At 40.0% G+C, this 18,161-nt stretch carries 21 protein-coding genes; 13 read left to right on the forward strand and 8 right to left on the reverse strand.

Annotated elements, in window-relative coordinates:
- Positions 1–352: 352 nt before the first annotated feature.
- Positions 353–736 (reverse strand): lactoylglutathione lyase, encoded by a 384-nt coding sequence (gloA, locus tag HMPREF0556_RS00650; protein WP_003754503.1) that lies wholly within the window; start codon positions 734–736, stop codon positions 353–355.
- Positions 737–852: 116 nt separating this feature from the next.
- Here gloA and HMPREF0556_RS00655 point away from each other — a divergent pair, with 116 nt between their 5' ends.
- The 4 genes from HMPREF0556_RS00655 (at position 853) to HMPREF0556_RS00670 (ending at position 4,045) form a co-directional block, all read left to right on the forward strand.
- Positions 853–1,488, forward strand: coding sequence for an MBL fold metallo-hydrolase (locus tag HMPREF0556_RS00655; protein ID WP_003754504.1), 636 nt, complete (start codon positions 853–855; stop codon positions 1,486–1,488).
- 175 nt (positions 1,489–1,663) lie between these two features.
- Positions 1,664–2,920 (forward strand): hypothetical protein, encoded by a 1,257-nt coding sequence (locus HMPREF0556_RS00660; protein WP_003754505.1) that lies wholly within the window; start codon positions 1,664–1,666, stop codon positions 2,918–2,920.
- A 19-nt stretch (positions 2,921–2,939) separates the two neighbouring features.
- Positions 2,940–3,761, forward strand: coding sequence for a hypothetical protein (locus HMPREF0556_RS00665; RefSeq protein WP_003754506.1), 822 nt, complete (start codon positions 2,940–2,942; stop codon positions 3,759–3,761).
- Between the two features lie 89 nt (positions 3,762–3,850).
- A complete protein-coding gene (locus HMPREF0556_RS00670; RefSeq protein ID WP_036104890.1) occupies positions 3,851–4,045 on the forward strand; it encodes a CsbD family protein in 195 nt (64 codons plus the stop codon).
- Between the two features lie 14 nt (positions 4,046–4,059).
- Here HMPREF0556_RS00670 and HMPREF0556_RS00675 read toward each other — a convergent pair whose 3' ends face one another.
- Positions 4,060–5,607: a PA2928 family protein gene (locus HMPREF0556_RS00675; protein WP_003754509.1), complete on the reverse strand. Its 1,548-nt coding sequence runs from the start codon at positions 5,605–5,607 to the stop codon at positions 4,060–4,062.
- A gap of 453 nt (positions 5,608–6,060) precedes the next feature.
- Between HMPREF0556_RS00675 and HMPREF0556_RS00680 the strand changes: the two genes are divergently transcribed.
- The 4 genes from HMPREF0556_RS00680 to HMPREF0556_RS00695 all read left to right on the forward strand — a co-directional run bounded on the left by HMPREF0556_RS00680 (position 6,061) and on the right by HMPREF0556_RS00695 (position 10,231).
- Complete coding sequence (locus HMPREF0556_RS00680; protein WP_003754511.1) at positions 6,061–8,337, forward strand: ribonucleoside-diphosphate reductase subunit alpha; 2,277 nt, start codon at positions 6,061–6,063, stop codon at positions 8,335–8,337.
- A gap of 90 nt (positions 8,338–8,427) precedes the next feature.
- Positions 8,428–9,477 carry a ribonucleotide-diphosphate reductase subunit beta gene (locus HMPREF0556_RS00685; RefSeq protein ID WP_003754513.1) on the forward strand — a complete coding sequence of 350 codons (1,050 nt, stop codon included), beginning with the start codon at positions 8,428–8,430 and terminating at the stop codon, positions 9,475–9,477.
- On the forward strand, positions 9,474–9,908 hold the full coding sequence (locus tag HMPREF0556_RS00690; RefSeq protein WP_003754515.1) for a flavodoxin: 435 nt from the start codon (positions 9,474–9,476) through the stop codon (positions 9,906–9,908). Before HMPREF0556_RS00685 ends, HMPREF0556_RS00690 begins: the two co-directional genes overlap by 4 nt.
- Positions 9,905–10,231 (forward strand): thioredoxin family protein, encoded by a 327-nt coding sequence (locus HMPREF0556_RS00695; protein WP_003754517.1) that lies wholly within the window; start codon positions 9,905–9,907, stop codon positions 10,229–10,231. Before HMPREF0556_RS00690 ends, HMPREF0556_RS00695 begins: the two co-directional genes overlap by 4 nt.
- A 47-nt stretch (positions 10,232–10,278) precedes the next feature.
- On the opposite strand, the gene HMPREF0556_RS13350 is transcribed toward HMPREF0556_RS00695, so the two are convergent.
- Positions 10,279–10,452 carry a hypothetical protein gene (locus tag HMPREF0556_RS13350; protein ID WP_003754518.1) on the reverse strand — a complete coding sequence of 58 codons (174 nt, stop codon included), beginning with the start codon at positions 10,450–10,452 and terminating at the stop codon, positions 10,279–10,281.
- A gap of 151 nt (positions 10,453–10,603) precedes the next feature.
- Here HMPREF0556_RS13350 and HMPREF0556_RS00700 point away from each other — a divergent pair, with 151 nt between their 5' ends.
- On the forward strand, positions 10,604–10,921 hold the full coding sequence (locus HMPREF0556_RS00700; protein WP_040486357.1) for a nucleoside triphosphate pyrophosphohydrolase family protein: 318 nt from the start codon (positions 10,604–10,606) through the stop codon (positions 10,919–10,921).
- A 59-nt stretch (positions 10,922–10,980) separates the two neighbouring features.
- Here the strand turns inward: HMPREF0556_RS00700 and HMPREF0556_RS13100 are convergent, their stop codons facing one another.
- The gene (locus HMPREF0556_RS13100) at positions 10,981–11,178 is read right to left on the reverse strand and encodes a carbonic anhydrase family protein (RefSeq protein ID WP_315969246.1); all 198 of its coding nucleotides are present in this window, start codon (positions 11,176–11,178) and stop codon (positions 10,981–10,983) included.
- A gap of 10 nt (positions 11,179–11,188) precedes the next feature.
- Here HMPREF0556_RS13100 and HMPREF0556_RS00705 point away from each other — a divergent pair, with 10 nt between their 5' ends.
- Positions 11,189–11,413: a hypothetical protein gene (locus HMPREF0556_RS00705; RefSeq protein WP_003754527.1), complete on the forward strand. Its 225-nt coding sequence runs from the start codon at positions 11,189–11,191 to the stop codon at positions 11,411–11,413.
- 21 nt (positions 11,414–11,434) lie between these two features.
- Here HMPREF0556_RS00705 and HMPREF0556_RS00710 read toward each other — a convergent pair whose 3' ends face one another.
- On the reverse strand, positions 11,435–12,133 hold the full coding sequence (locus HMPREF0556_RS00710; protein WP_003754529.1) for a DUF1361 domain-containing protein: 699 nt from the start codon (positions 12,131–12,133) through the stop codon (positions 11,435–11,437).
- Positions 12,134–12,258: 125 nt separating this feature from the next.
- On the opposite strand from HMPREF0556_RS00710, the gene HMPREF0556_RS00715 reads away from it, so the two are divergent.
- Both HMPREF0556_RS00715 and HMPREF0556_RS00720 read left to right on the forward strand, forming a co-directional pair.
- A complete protein-coding gene (locus HMPREF0556_RS00715) occupies positions 12,259–13,275 on the forward strand; it encodes a PTS sugar transporter subunit IIC (protein WP_003754532.1) in 1,017 nt (338 codons plus the stop codon).
- Positions 13,276–13,384: 109 nt separating this feature from the next.
- Complete coding sequence (locus tag HMPREF0556_RS00720; RefSeq protein ID WP_003754533.1) at positions 13,385–14,017, forward strand: hypothetical protein; 633 nt, start codon at positions 13,385–13,387, stop codon at positions 14,015–14,017.
- Positions 14,018–14,445: 428 nt separating this feature from the next.
- Here HMPREF0556_RS00720 and HMPREF0556_RS00725 read toward each other — a convergent pair whose 3' ends face one another.
- From HMPREF0556_RS00725 to HMPREF0556_RS00735, 3 genes are read right to left on the reverse strand one after another with little or no spacing between them, the layout of a single operon-like run.
- Positions 14,446–14,919 carry a GNAT family N-acetyltransferase gene (locus HMPREF0556_RS00725; protein WP_040486358.1) on the reverse strand — a complete coding sequence of 158 codons (474 nt, stop codon included), beginning with the start codon at positions 14,917–14,919 and terminating at the stop codon, positions 14,446–14,448.
- A gap of 5 nt (positions 14,920–14,924) precedes the next feature.
- The gene (locus tag HMPREF0556_RS00730; protein ID WP_003754536.1) at positions 14,925–16,166 is read right to left on the reverse strand and encodes an ABC transporter permease; all 1,242 of its coding nucleotides are present in this window, start codon (positions 16,164–16,166) and stop codon (positions 14,925–14,927) included.
- Complete coding sequence (locus tag HMPREF0556_RS00735; RefSeq protein ID WP_040486359.1) at positions 16,159–17,055, reverse strand: ABC transporter ATP-binding protein; 897 nt, start codon at positions 17,053–17,055, stop codon at positions 16,159–16,161. Before HMPREF0556_RS00735 ends, HMPREF0556_RS00730 begins: the two co-directional genes overlap by 8 nt.
- Before the next feature lie 227 nt (positions 17,056–17,282).
- Between HMPREF0556_RS00735 and HMPREF0556_RS00740 the strand changes: the two genes are divergently transcribed.
- Entirely contained in the window at positions 17,283–18,122 is an 840-nt protein-coding gene (locus HMPREF0556_RS00740) for a PRD domain-containing protein (protein WP_036104929.1), read from the forward strand.
- Positions 18,123–18,161 lie beyond the last annotated feature (39 nt).

An 18,161-nucleotide genomic window follows, 5' to 3' on the forward strand; every position in this document is an offset into this window, starting at 1 on the left:
CACCTGCTTTAGGGGCTCTCTTTTTTGGGAACATATTTCTGTATTCGCCAAATATAATGTTAGAATATTACAGAACTATGGGCGGGGAGAAGCAGTTAGAGAATTGTATCACAAATTATATTTTTTCATAAAACAGTTGTATTGCCAACGGATATTACTTAACGAGTACACCTCAAAAAAAGAAATCAAAAAAATCTTTGTGAAGTGTTGAATTACACAAATAAATATGGTATATTATTAGCGTGAAATGAATCACATTCAAATACCCCCTTTATTTGTTTGTGAAATTTCTCCTTTTGATTGCGCTGAAAAAAGCTGTATCCTTATGGATGCAGCTTTTTTCAATGTTTTTTTATTTATTTTGGATAACTTCTGTTTTATAGCCGTCTGGATCGGTAATAAAATAGTAGTTTGGTTCGTTGCCTGGCAAGCCTTTTAGCGGGGTAACGGTATAGCCGGCTTCTTCGTGTTCTTTATGGATCGCTTTTAGATCTGGGACGCCGATCGCCATGTGACCATATCCGTTTCCAATTTCATATGCTTCTTCTTGGTCGTAGTTGTAGGTCAGCTCTAATTCAAAGCCGCCTTCTTCAAAAGCAAGGTAAACGAGTGTGAATTTTGCGTCTGGGAAGTCTTTTCGTCTCGTTTCTTTCAGTCCTAATGCATTTTCGTAAAAATCCATCGATTTGTCTAAGTCTTTTACGCGAATACACGTATGTAGCATTTTTGCAGTCATTTTTCATTCCTCCTTATTCCTTTTCATATTTTAATATAATTGGAGAGTGAAAACAAACTAATTGTTTAATCATTTGGAAATTCGCTATAATAAGAAGCAGAAAGGTGCGTGTAAATATGATTGTAGATAGAATCGTGACTGGATTGATTGAGGAGAATTGCTATATCATCCATCAAGATAAGAAAGCGCTCATTGTAGATCCGGGCGCGGAGGCAGAATTGATCATTGCGAAAATCAAGGAGCTTGCTGTAGAACCAGTGGCAATTTTACTTACGCATTGTCATTTTGATCACATCGGAGCGCTAGAGGAAGTAAGAAATACATACGAGATTCCCGTATATGTCAGTCCATTAGAACAAGAATGGTTGTCTAATCCTGAATTTAACGGATCCGCTGCTTTTTCGGCCTATGCGAATCATCCTGTGATCTGTGAACCGGCTGAATACGAATTAGAAATGAAGGAATATGATATAGAGGGTTTCCGTTTCAGAGTTGTGCCGACACCGGGTCATTCGATTGGGAGTGTCAGCTATATTTTTGCTGATTTTGTCATTTCTGGAGATGCGCTTTTTAAAGGCAGTGTGGGTAGAAGTGATCTTTATACAGGGGATCATGAAACGCTGATTGCTGGAATCAAAAAACATTTATTTACATTGCCGGATTCATTTGAGGTGTATCCTGGACATCGTGACAGTACGACGATTGGTTATGAGAAGGAAACTAATCCATATTTTCAAGCAAATGGAAACTAGAAAACCAGTTAAAGTTTTGCCGGGATTAGCAAAATAAACAAAATTTATGGTGGGGATTTCAAACGAGCTATAGTTGATAGAAAAACTATTGCATCTGCTGAAATCTCTTTTTTTGTGCAAAGGATATGCTAAAATTAAGTGGTAAGCCAAACACTAAAGGAAAGGAGGCGGAAACATGTTAAAAGCACGGTTTCAGTATTTGATGGAAAAGAAAGGGATCAATCGCAAGCAATTGGCGGACGGTCTTTTGACATTGCCACATTTATCTAACCTCCTGGCTGAACGTTATTTATTGGCGGATGATCTTGCTGGTGAGTTTGGAAAGAGATTGGACGTGGCAGCAGAGTACCTTTTGCAGACATCGGACAGCTCTCATCAAATCTTACAGACAGCCAATCAGTATATCAATCAAGTGATTACCGGCGATTATCTACCGCGGGAGGGAAAAGCGAACGCGCTAGTACTCGAACTCACGATCCAATTAGCAAATGCTTGTTATTATCAATCGCAAAATGATCAAGCAGGCTATCAAAAGTTGCACGAGGATTATTTGAACTTTTATATTCGTTATTTTGAAGATGGTAGGATCGAGAGCTTGCCGGTGCCGCTGCAGAAAGCTTTTTATTATTATAAAGTCCAAACGTACCGTTCGCTCCACCAGTTTGAAGAAGCGGACAAATACGTTATGAAAATTTTGTCACTGCTTCAAGAAGACGAACTAGAGATCTGGCTTACGCTGCAAAAAATCGAAATGGAAGTATTGTTACATATCAAGGCTTATGACAGGCTGAAAAAAGTTTTTCAAACGACGGAACAGCGGGTGATGCAAGAGAATGTGTTGCATCATTTAGCTGGACTTTATCTCTTATATAGCGGCTTCACGTTCCAAATTGGTCTAACAGCAGAAGCCTTTTATTATTTGGCAAAAGCGGAGAGCAATTTAACATACCTTTCATCAGGAAAAGAAGATTATTTGATGATGATCTATAATAACCGGATCGTGATGCACATTCGCATCCAGCAGTATAAAAAAGCATTGGAGGAAGTGGAGCGTTTGCGGGAGTGGTTGGAGCAAAACAGCGATACACCTGCTCAGCTTTATGCCTTGCTTGCTATCTATAGATGCGATCTATTTCTTTTGCAGCAGGATTTTGCCACATTAGCAAAAGAAGTCAAGCATTTGGAAGAAATGGAGAAAAATGAAGATCAAGTTCAAGCGCTGTCTTTTTATGAAAGTCAGCTGTTGTTTGAACAAAAGAAAATCGAAGAAGTGCTGCCATTGCTTTTAAAAGTCACCGAATATTTTGAGAAACAGTTTCAAAAAGAACGGTTATTGGTACTTTACGAACAGATGGGGATCTGTTATGAGGAGCTACGGCAATATAAAAAAGCAGCAGAAATGTATAAAAAAACGATTCAGCTGTTGAAGTAAAAGCAAAGGAGGAAAAACAATGCGTATATTTTTACGAGTAGCAAGAGTAATCGGGGTATTAATGATTATCGGTGGATCCATAATGAAATTCATCCAAGTGAATGAAACGATTAATGGAGGGATCACGAATGACAGTCTTAGTAACATTCTGCTTTATGGTGGGATCGCTGTTACAGTGATCAGCTCGATCTTAGGTGTGTTTGCCAGCTTGAGCGGCTTGCGGGGAGAGAAGATGAAAAATGGGGAGCTTGGACTTGGCATTACGCGGGAAATCCGTCAAACCGGGACCTATATCAATAATAATCCTCAAGTTGCTATCAAACTTGCTGTCATTAAGCAAGATGGTACGGAATTCGAAACAACGATCAAGCCGATCATACCGCTTACTGATATGGGAAGTTTGAGTATCAATTCACCACTGCCAATCAAAATCGATGATCGTGATCGTGTAGCATTGACAAGTGAAGTGATTGATCCTGAGAAGCTGCAGAGCCTTTATGAAGAATGGGGCATCAAGCATGGTTTGTTTACTGCTGAATCGGTCGAGATCAAGAAGAATGGCAGTGAGAGTTATGCGACGGTAAATAATTTAGTGCCACTGGGAAGCATGCAGCAGGATCGTATCCCTGTGGAAATAGAATTGACGTTGACTACAACAGCTGGGCGAGAAGAGACGGTGACGGTCCGTAAAGAGGTACCTCAAGAGGCATGGAGCTATGTCCAACCGGGAAACGTCATCAATGTGATGTATCTGCCTAGCAATCCAGCGAAACTGATTATTGTTTTTCCGAATTCGCCAGAAGCGATTAGAAAAAGCTTTGAAAATGCCTATGCAAAATAAATGTTTTATTTTCTCTACAAGTGGAAAACACTACTATGGAGATAGAAATCTTCATACTATCTAACAATAATAGTAGGAGGAGATACATGATGAGTGAAGATAAAGGATTTAAAGATAAGGCAAAAGGCCTCAAAGACAAAGTCGCTGGTGAAGCTAAAGATTCTTTTGGTAAGGTGAGCAATGATAAAAGCAAGCAAGCAGAAGGTAAAGCTCAAAAAGCAAAAGGTTCTGTAGAAGATAAAGTCGGCGACGCTAAAAAAGATCTTTCTGATAAAGATAAATAAAAAAATGATGGCACTTAATTAGTGTCATCATTTTTTTTGACGTCGTAGCTGCGGTTGTAGTGGAAATTATAACCGATTGCTTTGCCAGTATGGATATTGATAGTAACGGTGTTTTCGGGATTTCCTGCACCTATGAATAAAATCAGAGAGTCATCGATCTGCTTATAGTCGCTGATCGTAACGTTGCCGAGCGGGACCGTCCAGTGGACGGTTCTTTTTTTGGTATCAAAAGAACTGATCAGCAAGCCGCTATTTCCTTCGATCGTTTTGGCATGGATAATAAATAATTGATCATCTGCGAGTAATGGCGCTTTCGGTGGTTTGTTATTTGGTCGAAATTGATTGAAAAATGAATCGTAGTTGCTCTTTTGTGTTAAATATTCAGATTGCTTGTCGTAGGCGGTTGTATAGTCGCGGTTATAAGCAGCTGCGTCTGTATAGTGGCTGGTATCTGGTAGCGAAGGCTTTTTGCGGTATTTTTGAAAAGCCGGCGGTAATTGGAATTGATAGGCATTTTTCTCATTTCCCCGCTGTAGCAGAAAGTGGCCGTTAATGAATCCCGGTGTATCAAGTTTTTGTCGATCTGCGACAGAGATTTTATCTTTTTGGTGTAACGTCGTAAGGTATAGATCACGCCGCTCTTCTGTGTTTTGTGCAATTCTCATATCTGTAGCTCCAGATTCGATCTTTTTGATGTCGGAGGCCGATAAGAAGACCGCATAGTCTGGTTTTGCTGGCGACATGGTGATGATTGGGCTGGTAAGTGTTAGATCTGTTTCTATTGGTGAGGACTTATCTGAAAAGTAATCACTTGCTACTTTCCCAGCTAAGTGCTTGCCGCGCTTGGTCACAGTATCGAATTGATAGATATCGCCGTCGAGTCCCTTAAAGATGATCTTGTTACCACGGCTCGTGTAGTTGTCCGATGATGTTGGGAACTTCCCGGCCAATTCAGGCGCTTTTTTCTCCAGCGCTTTCTGTGTTAGTTTGATCGCGCCGGTCTTTTTGTCGATCGCTGTTAATTTAGAACCATCAAATAACCAAATATATGTATCTTTGGAATGGAAGATTTTAGGGCTTTGCGATGTGGTACGGTCTAGTTTGACTTTCCAGATCGTCTTTCCAGATTTCGGGAGTATCGCTGTGGCGTAAATTTTAGAAGAGCCATAAGTGATGCCTCTGTCAGTCCCATTTGCTTTATATTCATCCGTTAGTACGGCTACAGCCGGTTCTTTATTATAGGTGAAATATACACCGTCGCCGATCACCTTGGCGCTGCTGACGGATTGTAATGTCACAGTCAAAATCAAAAATAAGCCGACTGGAAAAATAACACCCCAGAATAAAATCGCCGCCATTCCTATGACGGAACCTATACCTATCCCTTTTCTTGCTGTTTTGGGTCGCTCAGAACGATGCGTTAGTGATTTTATCAATAATAAAAAGAAGATGAAAATAGCCGCAGCTGCAATTGCATAAATAAGTGTTAGCATAATATTGTGCCCAATGCTCTCATTATAAGAAAGCGCAAAAGTGATTTTTTGCCATAATGTAAAATCCATAAAATCCCTCCCTTCTATTAATTTACCAAATAATCGCTTAAAAATATAGTTCCAAATCGCTTGTGAAAATAAACGATTAGAAATTATTTGATAGTTTTTTAAATCTAAATATAGGAAGGGAACACGAAAAGGCCACTATAAGTTGTAGGTAATAATCTTCGCTTCTACGTGTTAAAAGTCGCACATTTAAGTGCGAAAATTTTTTTCTAAGGCTTAAAACGTTGTGAATACTACTTTTAAAGAGGATTCTCTATTACTTCACAAGCACAACATCTTGATTTCACAATTAAAAAGTTATACTATATATAGTATGGAATAGCGAAAACGCTAGAATATAAATAAAGATTTGTCAAGGGGAAAATGACGATTTTTTATTAAATTTTTATTTCAGGGCTGACGACCGCAACCAGTGGTCAGCGGCAATCAGAAATGCAAAGGAGATGGGAAGCATAGATGGCAACGTATATTGTAAAAGACGGTGGTAACAGAAAATTGGAATTCGATCATGCAAGACTGGATCGTTATTTAAACAAAGTGCATGAGGAATTTCCTAAATTAGAGATTGAGGACTATAAACGTAAAATCTTCAACTTTATTGAGAAGAAAGAAGATTATGCAGCAGATGATTTAGTAGATTATCTTATCCGTGAAGCGGAAGCACGTACAGATATCCATATTCCTGAATGGGAACACTTTGCAGCGCGTTTATATTTAAATAAATTATATAAAAAGGCAAGCAAAAACCGCTTTTATAATGATGACGATAAATATGGTTCTTACATCGGCCTACAAGAAAGCTTAGGAGAACGCGGAATCTATTCCGGCAACATCCTAAAAAATTATTCCAAAGAAGAACTGATCGAAGCAGGAAAACTGATCGATCCTGAAAAAGATAAATTATTTACTTATAATGGTCTTTATCTATTAGCAACGCGTTATTTAGCGACCGACTCCGAACGCAATGTTTACGAATTGCCGCAAGAACGTTGGCTGACGATCGCCTTGTACTTGATGCAAAATGAAGGAAAAGAAAAACGAATGGAGCTTGTTAAAGAAGCATATTGGGCGCTTAGCAATCTTTATATGACAGTAGCGACACCAACACTTGCTAATGCGGGGAAAGTCGGAGGACAACTTTCTAGCTGCTTTATCGATACTGTAGATGACAGCTTGCAAGGGATCTATGACAGTAATACGGATGTTGCTCGTGTTTCCAAACATGGTGGCGGTGTGGGCGCTTACCTTGGGTACGTTCGTTCCACTGGTGCAGCGATCCGCGGCGTAAAAGGTGCGAGCGGCGGCGTGATCCCGTGGATCAAACAACTTAACAATACGGCTGTTAGTGTAGATCAGCTTGGTCAACGGAAAGGCGCGATCTCTGTTTATTTGGATGTTTTCCATAAAGACATCGAAGCTTTCTTAGATCTTCGTTTGAACAACGGGGACCAACGTCTGCGTGCACATGATGTATTTACTGCTGTATGTATCCCGGACGTATTCATGGAAGCCGTAGAACGCCGTGGCGAATGGTATCTATTCGATCCACATGAAGTACACGATAAAAAAGGCTGGTATCTGCAAGACTTTTACGATGAGAAAAAAGGCGAAGGTACTTTCCGTGAAAAATATGACGAATTAGTTGCCGACGAAACGATCAGCAAAAAGATCGTCAAAGCGATCGATATCGCAAAACGCATCATGCTTAGCCAACTGGAAACAGGTAATCCATTCATGTTCTACCGCGATGAGGTCAACCGCATGAATCCGAATAAGCATGAAGGACGCATCTATTCCAGTAACCTATGTACGGAAATCATGCAAAACATGAGTGCAACACGTGTTATCCACGAGATCATTTCCGGCGATCAAATCGTCATCACGAAAAAAGCAGGCGATTTTGTCGTATGTAATCTTTCTTCTATTAACTTAGGACGTGCGGTATTAGCTGAGGATGAAAGCACACTTAGTCGTTTGATCGATGTAGAAGTAAGAATGCTCGACAACGTTATCGACTTGAATGAACTTCCTGTTCCACAAGCCACGATCACAAATAAAAAATATCGTTCGATTGGTCTTGGCACATTCGGCTGGCATCATCTACTTGCCCTGAAAAACATTGCTTGGGATTCAGAAGAAGCAGAAAAATATGCAGACGAATTATATGAAAAAATCAACTATCTTGCGATTCAAGCAAGTAATAAATTAGCACAAGAAAAAGGTGCTTATAAAGTGTTCAAAGGCAGCGACTGGGAAACAGGAGAATACTTTGAACGCCGCGACTACAGCACAGAAGCTTGGAAAGAATTGGCAGACAAAGTTGCAGCATCCGGTATGCGTAATGCTTACTTGATGGCAGTTGCACCAAATATGAGTACGGCACAGATCGCGGGTTCAACGGCTTCGATCGATCCGATCTATAACGCTTTTTACTATGAAGAGAAAAAAGACTATCGCCGTCCAGTTATTGCGCCAGATTTATCTTTGAATACCTATCCGTACTATGAAAAAGGTGCTTATAAAGTCGATCAGTTTGCAAGTGTTCGTCAAAATGCGCGCCGTCAACGTCACGTTGACCAATCTTTGAGCTTTAACTTGTACGTGCCAAGTGGTATCAAAGCAAGCAAACTTCTTGAACTGCACATGACAGCATGGCGCGAAGGCCTTAAAACAACTTACTATGTCCGTTCCAATGATATTGACGTAGAAGAATGTGAATGGTGTTCTAGCTGATCCGCTGCAATCACAAATAAACATCAAGCGAACTGCTGCAAGAGATTGTAGCAGTTCCCTTACATATTTAAAGAAGGAGGTTGTGCCCAAATGGCTGACCAAAAGGAAGAACTACACCGTATCAAGATTTTAGAACCGCTTAACCCAAATCGTTCCACAGCAATCATCAATGGCGTAACAAGCGGCATTTTGAATTGGAACGATATTCCATATCCAAGTTTCTATCGTGCGTATAAAGAACTTTCTACCAATTACTGGATTCCAGATGAAGTAGATATGAAGGGCGATGCGAAACAATATCCGGAGTTATCGGAAGAAGAACGCTATGCGTATGATGCGATCATTGGTTTACTTGCGACACTTGATTCCCCGCAAACGCGTTTTATCTATAATGTTGCGGAATATGTGACGGATCCGGCGGTACATGCGAATGCAGCGATCATCGCGCAACAAGAAGTGATCCACAATGAAAGCTATTCTTATGTTTTAGCTTCGATCACCAACTTGCAAAATCAAAATCGGATCTTTGAATTGGCGCGGACTCATCCAACGATCATCAAACGAAATCAGCCGATCATGGACGCCTATGATGACTTTTTAGAACATAAAACTGGCGAAACGTTAGTTAAATCATTGATCCAGTCTTCTATTTTGGAAGGAATCAACTTCTACAGCGGTTTTGCTTATTTCTATAACTTAGTTCGCCAAAATAAAATGACGGGAACAGGTAAAATCATCAGCTTTATCAACCGTGATGAATTGGCGCATTCGAAATTCATTTCTGAAGTGATCCGGGCGATCTTAGGCGAAAACCCTGAACTGCAAACAGATGAATTAGTGGCTTATACACATGATGCTTTCAGACACGCGGTCGAATTGGAAACGATCTGGTCGGAAGAAGTAATGGAAGGTATCGAGGGTATCGATGTAGAAGAAATGGTCGATTACGTCAAATATCGTGCCAATAAGATGCTTGGCATGCTGGGAATCCCAGAATTATATCCAGGGCATAGCGAAAACACCATGACTTGGATCAAAGCTTATGCAGATAACTTTACCGAAACAAAAACTGATTTCTTTGAAATGCGCAATTCAAGTTATAAAAAGACAAACATGGATAATGGATTTGACGATCTATGAGAATATTGTTAGCGTATGATTCTTTGAGTGGGAATACAAAAATGGTAGCCGATCGGGTCAAAGAAGCGTTAGCAAAGCAACATGAAGTGACCGCATTTCGTGTTTCACCGGGGCAGGTATATCCGCTCCAGGAAACGTATGATCTCTATGTATTGGGGGCATGGACGGTCGATTATGGCAGGACGCCAGCTGACATGAAGGATTTCATCGCCGAGCTAGGCACGAAGCCGGAGCATGTTGCTATTTTTGGAACAGGCGAAACCCAATGGGGAATGGATTATTATTGCGGAGCTGTGGATCGGTTGGCGAAATATTTTAACAGCCAATATCCAACGCTGAAAATTGAGCAGATGCCACACACAGCCGAGGATGAGGCAACGATCCAAGCATGGGTGGATGATATTTTAAGATTAAGGGGTGCAAGCAAATGACAAGTATTGAAATCAAATCATTAGAAGAATTTGAAACACATATGAATAGTGAAGAACTTGTATATGTAGATTTTTGGAAAGACGATTGCCCAAATTGCAAAATGTTGGACTTGTCTTTCAATGAATTCAAAAATTCAAGTATGGCTGAGAAAGTCAAAGTATTGAAAGTGAAATTAGAAGAAGTCGGTGAAAACTTTTTCTTTGATCAAGATGTTCGTCAAACACCGACACTTGTATTATACAGAGGCGGAAAAGAAGTAACTCGTTTGAACGGTTTTATTCCGCCAACTAAAATCGAAGAAGCATTAGAGCAAAACGCTTAAAATAAAAAACCGCTTGGTAGACATGATGCTCCCAAGTGGTTTCTTTTTTAGTAATAGCTTCTTCTACGTCTTTTTTTAGAACGAATAGCAAACAGGATTCCAAAGATAAATATAATAATGGAAACGATGCAAACGATAAATCCGCTGATCCCGGTAATGCTGAAGGAAACAAAGAAAGCAATGATCCCAATCAGGCCGAGGATCCAACCAAATAATTTCATATGATAGCTCCTTTCCACTAAGCTCCTCTCTATTATAAAGCAAATCCGGAAAAATATTAAGGATTTCAAGCAGAAAAAAAGAGAAAAAACAAGGCTTTTTTGTGAATCCTTTGTTTGTTATAGTGGAAAGTGGAAAAGGGAGGCAATGATAGTGAATTTTGAAGAATATCAAATGTTAGCAAGTCGAACAGCTCAAATCCATGAGCAGGCCCTTACGAATTATGGATTAGGAATCAGTGGCGAAGCAGGGGAAGTAGCCGAATTGATCAAAAAGTATGCTTTTCATGGCCACACATTAGACAAAGCAAATTTAACCAAAGAATTAGGCGATGTATTGTGGTATATCTCACAGATCGCGAAGTGGGCGGATATCCCGATGGAGCAAGTCGCAAGCGAAAATATCGAAAAGCTAAAGCGTCGTTACCCGAATGGGTTTGTGCAAGATAGAAGTAAATTAAAAATCGATTGATCTGATCACAAGAAAACCGTGTGCCTTCGTTCTGAAAAGAACAAGGGCACACGGCTTTTTTATTCATGGTGTTCCAAGATTTTGCGACCATGAAGCGGCTGCGTTTTTCGGTTATTAGCCTTATAATGCTTCTCAAATGCTTTGATTTGAGCACTAGAAATAGAAACAGGATGTTGCATCACATACCACTCTACATTTTCAGATAATGGCAAGAGTGTTTTACGTGATAATTTAGGTAGCCAAATTGTCAGGAGCAAAAATGGAGATGTGATTATCGCTCAGTCCCAAAAAGGGAAAATGTTGGATATCGCTAGTGAGTCTGGTTTGATAAAGTTGACGCTAAATCCTGTGTATCAACAAGCGAGATTAAAGATCCATGCGCCACATGGCCATATTGCTTCGGATCTTTTATGGTCAAAAAATGCAAAGCAACCTGTCATAAATTTACGAACAAAGGATGGGGAAATAAAAGTTTTAGAAAAAAATAAGTAAAATCAAAAACAGCGATGACATTCATCGCTGTTTTTGATTTTTTGGTTCATGGATTTTTTGAAGTAAGGGGGTAAAGGTAGAAAAACTATAAAATAAGATATATTGAAGGACGCTCAGACAAATGACAAAAGCAATAAAGTTAGGAGAAACAACGAAAATCAAATCTAAGAAAGACTCTAGCGGTCTTGTTAGTAAATGAATGGTGTGGAGTCTCAAGAAGCGACCAATATAAATCCCATAACTTGAAAGCAGTGTCAGTAAGATCAGTACGATCTGATACTTAAATACGCGTTGCCATTCCAATCGACGCATAAATTCTTTGATCATTAAAGATAGGGAGGTAAATCCGACAAACAGACCGTAAAAGATCCCGATGACGAGAAAAGTGAAATTTTTCCAAATATACATATCCGGAGAAAGATTCCCTTCAGCTGTGTAAGCACCTAAACGTTGCAGGTGAAAAATATCTGTCAGGATATAAGGCGCATTTGGATAGAAAACCAGCCAAATGATAGCTAATGGCCAGAAAAGCCAAGCAGCTCTTTTTTTCGCAGTTAAAAACACAGCGATCTCAAATGGGATATATGCAAGTGTCAAATTCAAAAAGACGAAGAAAAATGTATCTGCAAAGTAGTAAATAATAACAAAATAAGTAATTAAAAATAGGCGGCATGCCCACATGAATTTTGATAACACGATTTTCACCTCAACTTTAGTCATTGTACCATAAAATAAGGATCTCGATGTATTACTGTTCGATTAAATTTGCAGAAAAAGGCTCGCTTTTTGGAAAGGAAATAGGTACAATATAAAAGTAAAAATTGAATAAAGAAAGGGTATGACGTATGAAAGCTTATTTTATCGACCGTTCGTACAAAGCGTCAATGGGAATTGCAAATGCAGTTCTGGTAACGCTAGGAATGGGACTGTTGCTGCAGACTATTGGTCAGCTCGCTGGTTTCGATTTCCTTGTGAAGATTGGAGCGATCGGCAAAACCATGTTGATACCAGGACTTGGGATCGGAATCGCAATGTGCTTGCGCGCCAATACATTAGTTGCCATCAGTGCAGGTGCTGCGGCGATTATTGGTGGAGGAGCATACACGATTTCAGATGCAGGAATTTACACGATCGGCGGCGGCGAACCTGTTGGCGCGATATTGGCAGCAGTAATCGCCATTTGGATCGGCAAGCGTGTCAGTGGGAAAACCAACTTTGATATGATCTTGATTCCAGCAGCTTCACTTTTAACAGGTGGCATCAGTGGTTTATTGTTTGCGAAAATCATGACACCGATCTTGACGACGATCAGCGGTCAGATCACCTCTATGGTAGCAGGTTCACCACTTATTTCATCTATGGTCATTTCATTAGTATTTGCATTATTGATCCTTAGCCCAGCTTCATCAGCGGCATTAGCGATCGCTTTACAACTGGATCCGACAGCGAGCGCTGCAGCATTGATCGGCTGTTCAGCACAATATGTTGCTTTTGCTATCTTGGGATTTCGAGACAATAATTGGGGGGCGTTTTTCGGGCAATTGATCTGTACGCCAAAGCTACAGACACCAAACATTATCCGTAAGCCAAGTGTTATGTTGGTCCCACTATTAACAGCTGTGATATCTGGACCGATCGGCGTGCTTATATTCCACATCCAAACATCCAATGAAGTTGCCGGTTTAGGGCTGTGTGCCTTTGTTGCTCCGCTATATGTAGCCGCGCATTCCAGTTTCAGCACTTTTGCTGCTTTTATTTTTGTTTCGGTTGTCTTGCCATGTGTAATTACACTTCTTGTCAAACCGTTTGTGGTAAAAGGAAAATTATTAAAGCCAGGAGATTTGCGAATTGAATTAGAATAAATGTAACATTTTAGACAAATTTGCATTCTGAACTTGAACAAAACTATAAAGTAAAAAAGATATTCTATGTGATAATACAGACAAATCCTTCATAAGATTAGAGGCTGTCATGGATACTTTTTTACGATTAACAGATAGTGAATATGTCGAAATCAAACAAGCGCTCCTTGTGGATAAGGAAGTAACATTCATAGATCAAGAAGCTTTTCAAAAAAAATACCACCTATCTAAAGATAAAGCAGAAATGTTGCTTGGAAAGCTGCTAGAAGATGGTGTACTGATGAGTAAGGCAAATGATCCACGTTGTTATAAAAAAATGGATACATGGCTGTACTTAAAAATTCGGAAAATCAAATTGACATTCACACATCTTCACTTTGCCTTACAGAAATTGGAAGACTCGGAAAAAAACAGCTGCAGCAGCTGCTTGAAAGAGACGTTAGAGCTGATGGAACAAGCTTATAAACGGCAAGAGCAGCACACCTTTGAAAGAGCGATCCAGGACTTCTATTCTTGTTTGATCCGTTATACAGAAATCGAATTATTGCATAAGGGGAAGGATAATATTCTAGAGTTGTTTTTATCCGAACGGTTCAATCAAGAACAGGTCGCCAAGTGGCATGATTTACTGGGTAATCTGACAAAAGCCTTGCAGGCAAGGTATTTCAGCGAAGGGCACTCCATTATTCGCCAAATGATGGGGGCGTACATTCAGCTTTATATTGATAAAAAGGCAGCATGAAAAGACCCCTTCCTATTTGGAAGGGGCTTTTTGCTGATGAGACTAAGAAGCCTCTCATCTGATAGCGGAATCCTGCCTGATGTTTCTGATTAAACATACTGCGTAGAAAGTAGATGAATTAGCATTGATCAGCCATTTTCTTACAAGATTAACTTCGCTTTTTTCAGCGACAGTAACGACTACTTTCTACTTCACCGATTCATGGATGGGGCTAAATTCCATCGCCTTCCTCAAGTTTCGGCTTTTTCAAAATTCTTTATCAGACAATGATCCTGCCTTTATAACAAAACTGGAAGTCCAGTTTGTTCACTTATTTCGCTTTCATTTATCTATAGCCGTTTTAAAGAAAGCCAAACCATTTTAAGGAAAAATGATAAAAAAGACTCAGCATTTGGAGGAATATCCCAATTGCTGAGCCTTTTCACTTACTATAGAAAATAAGCCATCAAAACATCGTCTACGAATTGACCATTCAGATAAAATTCTTGTTTGAGAATGCCTTCTACTTCGAAGCCAGCTCTTTTATAAAGCAAGATCGCTTTTTCATTATTAGACAAGACACGCAAAGAAAGCTTATGAATATGCTCTGCTGTGGCGAGTCGTTTAAGTTCCGCCAATAGCGCTGAACCGATTCCTCTTTTCTGATAGTCAGGATGTACAGCGATATCGAATGTCCAGACATGTTTGTTACTAGTCAATGAGGTAGGGGAATGATAGCCAAGGATGCCAACTGCTGTCCCTTCTATAACTGCAACTTTCTTGGTGCCGGGAGGGTTTTTTAATAAAAATGCTGCTTCTGAAGCAAAATGGATCTCACCGGGCGTTGTTGATGCAGTCCATACTAAGTTTTCAATCTCCATCATTGCAGCTGCATCTGTTTTGCGCGATTCTCTGATCTCCAAGCTGTTCACCGTTCCTTTCGAGTATTCATTTTTGCGTATTTCCATGAATTCCGCCATGTTTTCCAGAGTCCGTCTTGAGAATAAAGCAACAGGTTATGGCGGTATAATTTGATCGTTAGCCATAGAGCGAGCGCGATCGTTACGATTAAGATCCCAAGTGATAGCCAAATATCGAGGTTGCTGGCTGCGAGCAGATCCATACGAGCAAGCATCATCATTGGTGAAAAAACAGGAATGTAAGAACCAATCACAACGAGCAGATTATCCGGGATCTCAGCAGCTGCAATCGACCCCCAATAGCCAACCATACATAGGATAGTGATCGGGTAGATGAATTGCGCAACTGTTTCTACATTAGGAACTAAGGAGCCGATCAAGGCAGCCAATATAATGTAGAGAAGCAGTCCAAAAATAATAAAAGCAATATTCAGAAATAAGTAATGACTGGGAAAACCATTAAATTGATCTAGGAAACCGGCAAGCATAGGAATATCTTTGCCAAATACGATAAATAAAGCAATACAAAGTAGATAAAAACCTAACTGGGTGAGAATCATCAAAATAATCGCTGTTAATTTTGCGAGTAAATGTGTGGTTGCAGAAACACTGGATAAGATGACTTCCATGATCCGCGTTCCTTTTTCGGTAGCGATCTCGGAAGAAACGATATTGGTATAACTGATGACGAATAGGAAAATGATGAGCGTCAACAGAAGTACTGCACCACTCATTTTTTCTTTCTGGCTACTTGTCAATTGATTGTTGCCCTGTAGTTTATTATCGACAGAAACAGGAGCGAGTATTTTTTGCAGATCTTGTTGGGATAGCTTATATTGTTTTGCTTCTATTGCGATTTTAGTAGAAGTAAGGTGCTGATTGATCTGCTGCAAGACACTTTTTCCCGCTGTTTCGTTGGAGTAATAAACAGGCTTTTGCGGATCTTGGAATGTAATAAAGCCATCGATTCGATCTTGTTTTAGCGCTTGTTTTGCAGCTTGGGCAGTGGTGATCTTTTCGTTGAAGCGAAAATGCTTTTTATCTTGTTGGAAAGCATTTCGATAATCCGGATCATCTGTGAGAAGAGCAATCTTTGTCGGCTTATCCCCAGAATCAAAAGAACTAAAGATCTGTGGAATAAAGTTGATCAGTAGAAAAATGAGTAATGGAAATAGAAAAAAGAGTAAAAAAGATTTTGTTTTTACACGTCTTTTATAAACCTGTTTGACAATTATCCAGAATTTAGCCATCTTTCTCACCCACTTTCCAGCGAAAAATTTCTTCTAGTGTGGGAGCTTCTAGTGTAAAGGTGGGAATAAAACCATCTTTTGTTACATAATCGAAAACAGCAGGGGCATCGTTTTGACTGTTTAAAGTGAGAATCGTATAACCTTTGCTTTTCTCGGCACTGACAACAGCCTGGAGAGCGGACAATTCTTCTAAGGAATGAGTAGATTCGAGTTTGATTTTTGTACGCGGGAAACTATTTTTGATTTCCTCTGTCGCTCCGTAAAGCACCGTTTTGCCATTTTTGAGCATCAGCACGGCGTCACAAAGCTCTTCCACATTTTCCATCCGGTGACTAGAAAAAATAATCGTACTTCCTTGTTTCTTCATATCAAAGATGAGCGCTTTGAGGATCTCCGCATTAACAGGGTCCAAACCACTGAAAGGTTCGTCCAGGATGAGCAGTTTCGGACGATGGATGATCGTGCTTAGTAATTGGATCTTCTGCTGATTCCCTTTTGATAAGCTTTTGACTAGATCTGTTTTTTTGCCGACTACTTGTGTTTTTTCTAGCCAACTATCCAATTCTTGCTTTAATTGCTTACGTGGATACCCTTTCAATTCTGCAAAAAAGAGCAGCTGTTCTTCGATCGTACTCGTTGGGTAAAGGCCGCGTTCTTCTGGTAGATAGCCGATTTTATTGACATCCATTTGTGTGATCGGTTTGCCTTCCCAACGAACTTCGCCTTCTGTTGCATTTAAGAACTGCAGGATCAGTCGAAATGTCGTGGTCTTGCCGGCGCCGTTCTGACCGATCAGGCCGAGGATCTTTCCAGGTTCGGCTGTTAGCGATAAATGGTCAACAGCCACTTTGTCGCCAAAATGCTTCGTTGCTTGAATCAATTTCAGCAATTGCCTCGCTCCCTCCGTTTCATGATACTGCAAGTTTATCAATAAGCGCTTTATTTCGCAATTAAATATGCGATTTGACAGCGTTTACATAAATGTGTTATCTTGGAAATAAGATATGGGATCGTTACCGCTAGTCGGGCATAACCATAGAATAAGGAAGAATGGTGAACACATCATTTCTGCCTATTCTATGGTTTTTTTATTTCAGCATGAAGAGGTGGCAAAACATGATTGTGAAAAAGCGGATCAATAATAATGTTATTTTAGCAGAGGAAAATGCCAAGGAAATGATTGTGACCGGGAAAGGGATCGGGTTTCGGGCTTATCCAAAGGACGAGGTTGATCAGACAAAAGTAGAACAGTTATTCCTGCCGACTGGAAAATGGGACACGATGCAGATTGCTGCATTATTGAAGGATACGGATATTGCAGATATCCAATTGGCTGAGGCGATCATACTTATTGGAGAAAAACTGCTACAGCAAAAAATCCAGCGAACAAGCATGCTAAGTTTACTTGACCATATCATTTTTGCATTAGAACGATCAAAGGAAAAAATAGCGATGAAAAGTCCGATTGAGTGGGAAGTAAAACATTTTTATCCGCAGGAAATGAAGATCGGCGAGCAAGCGGTAGAATTGATCAATCGAATAAAAGGAGTAAAATTGCCAGAAAGCGAGCAGATTTTTATTGCATTGCACTTCGTTCATTATCAGATCGACAGTTCAGCGACAATGCCGGAAATGATGACATATTTGGAAACGATACGCGATATCACCCAAATGATCAAATTCGAATTTCAAATGGAAATCGATGAGGATTCCGTATATTTTCAGCGCTTTTTGCACCATTTAAAATGCTACTTGCTAATTCGTAAGGGGGAGGAGCAAAAACGCTTTATCCGTCAACCCTTGGCGCGCCTCATAAAAGAAGATTATCAGCGGGAATTCAAGTGTGCGCGGAAGATCGATTGCTATTTAACCGAAAAATATGGAGTAGCACCTTCCAGTGATGAGCAAGTTTACCTGACGCTTCATTTAGCAAGACTTATCCAAACGACCGAGTAAACAGGATTTGTTACGGGAATAGCCGGCAAGACCTGATCA

Source organism: Listeria grayi DSM 20601, from assembly GCF_000148995.1.
GTDB lineage: Bacteria > Bacillota > Bacilli > Lactobacillales > Listeriaceae > Listeria > Listeria grayi.

What these genes read in the sequence shown, in the direction of transcription:
- gloA (WP_003754503.1), bottom strand. Translation starts at nt 736, where the DNA reads ATGACTGCAAAAATGCTACATACGTGTATTCGCGTAAAAGACTTAGAC.
- HMPREF0556_RS00655 (WP_003754504.1), top strand. Translation starts at nt 853, where the DNA reads ATGATTGTAGATAGAATCGTGACTGGATTGATTGAGGAGAATTGCTAT.
- HMPREF0556_RS00660 (WP_003754505.1), top strand. Translation starts at nt 1,664, where the DNA reads ATGTTAAAAGCACGGTTTCAGTATTTGATGGAAAAGAAAGGGATCAAT.
- HMPREF0556_RS00665 (WP_003754506.1), top strand. Translation starts at nt 2,940, where the DNA reads ATGCGTATATTTTTACGAGTAGCAAGAGTAATCGGGGTATTAATGATT.
- HMPREF0556_RS00670 (WP_036104890.1), top strand. Translation starts at nt 3,851, where the DNA reads ATGAGTGAAGATAAAGGATTTAAAGATAAGGCAAAAGGCCTCAAAGAC.
- HMPREF0556_RS00675 (WP_003754509.1), bottom strand. Translation starts at nt 5,607, where the DNA reads ATGGATTTTACATTATGGCAAAAAATCACTTTTGCGCTTTCTTATAAT.
- HMPREF0556_RS00680 (WP_003754511.1), top strand. Translation starts at nt 6,061, where the DNA reads ATGGCAACGTATATTGTAAAAGACGGTGGTAACAGAAAATTGGAATTC.
- HMPREF0556_RS00685 (WP_003754513.1), top strand. Translation starts at nt 8,428, where the DNA reads ATGGCTGACCAAAAGGAAGAACTACACCGTATCAAGATTTTAGAACCG.
- HMPREF0556_RS00690 (WP_003754515.1), top strand. Translation starts at nt 9,474, where the DNA reads ATGAGAATATTGTTAGCGTATGATTCTTTGAGTGGGAATACAAAAATG.
- HMPREF0556_RS00695 (WP_003754517.1), top strand. Translation starts at nt 9,905, where the DNA reads ATGACAAGTATTGAAATCAAATCATTAGAAGAATTTGAAACACATATG.
- HMPREF0556_RS13350 (WP_003754518.1), bottom strand. Translation starts at nt 10,452, where the DNA reads ATGAAATTATTTGGTTGGATCCTCGGCCTGATTGGGATCATTGCTTTC.
- HMPREF0556_RS00710 (WP_003754529.1), bottom strand. Translation starts at nt 12,133, where the DNA reads ATGACTAAAGTTGAGGTGAAAATCGTGTTATCAAAATTCATGTGGGCA.
- HMPREF0556_RS00715 (WP_003754532.1), top strand. Translation starts at nt 12,259, where the DNA reads ATGAAAGCTTATTTTATCGACCGTTCGTACAAAGCGTCAATGGGAATT.
- HMPREF0556_RS00720 (WP_003754533.1), top strand. Translation starts at nt 13,385, where the DNA reads ATGGATACTTTTTTACGATTAACAGATAGTGAATATGTCGAAATCAAA.
- HMPREF0556_RS00730 (WP_003754536.1), bottom strand. Translation starts at nt 16,166, where the DNA reads ATGGCTAAATTCTGGATAATTGTCAAACAGGTTTATAAAAGACGTGTA.
- HMPREF0556_RS00740 (WP_036104929.1), top strand. Translation starts at nt 17,283, where the DNA reads ATGATTGTGAAAAAGCGGATCAATAATAATGTTATTTTAGCAGAGGAA.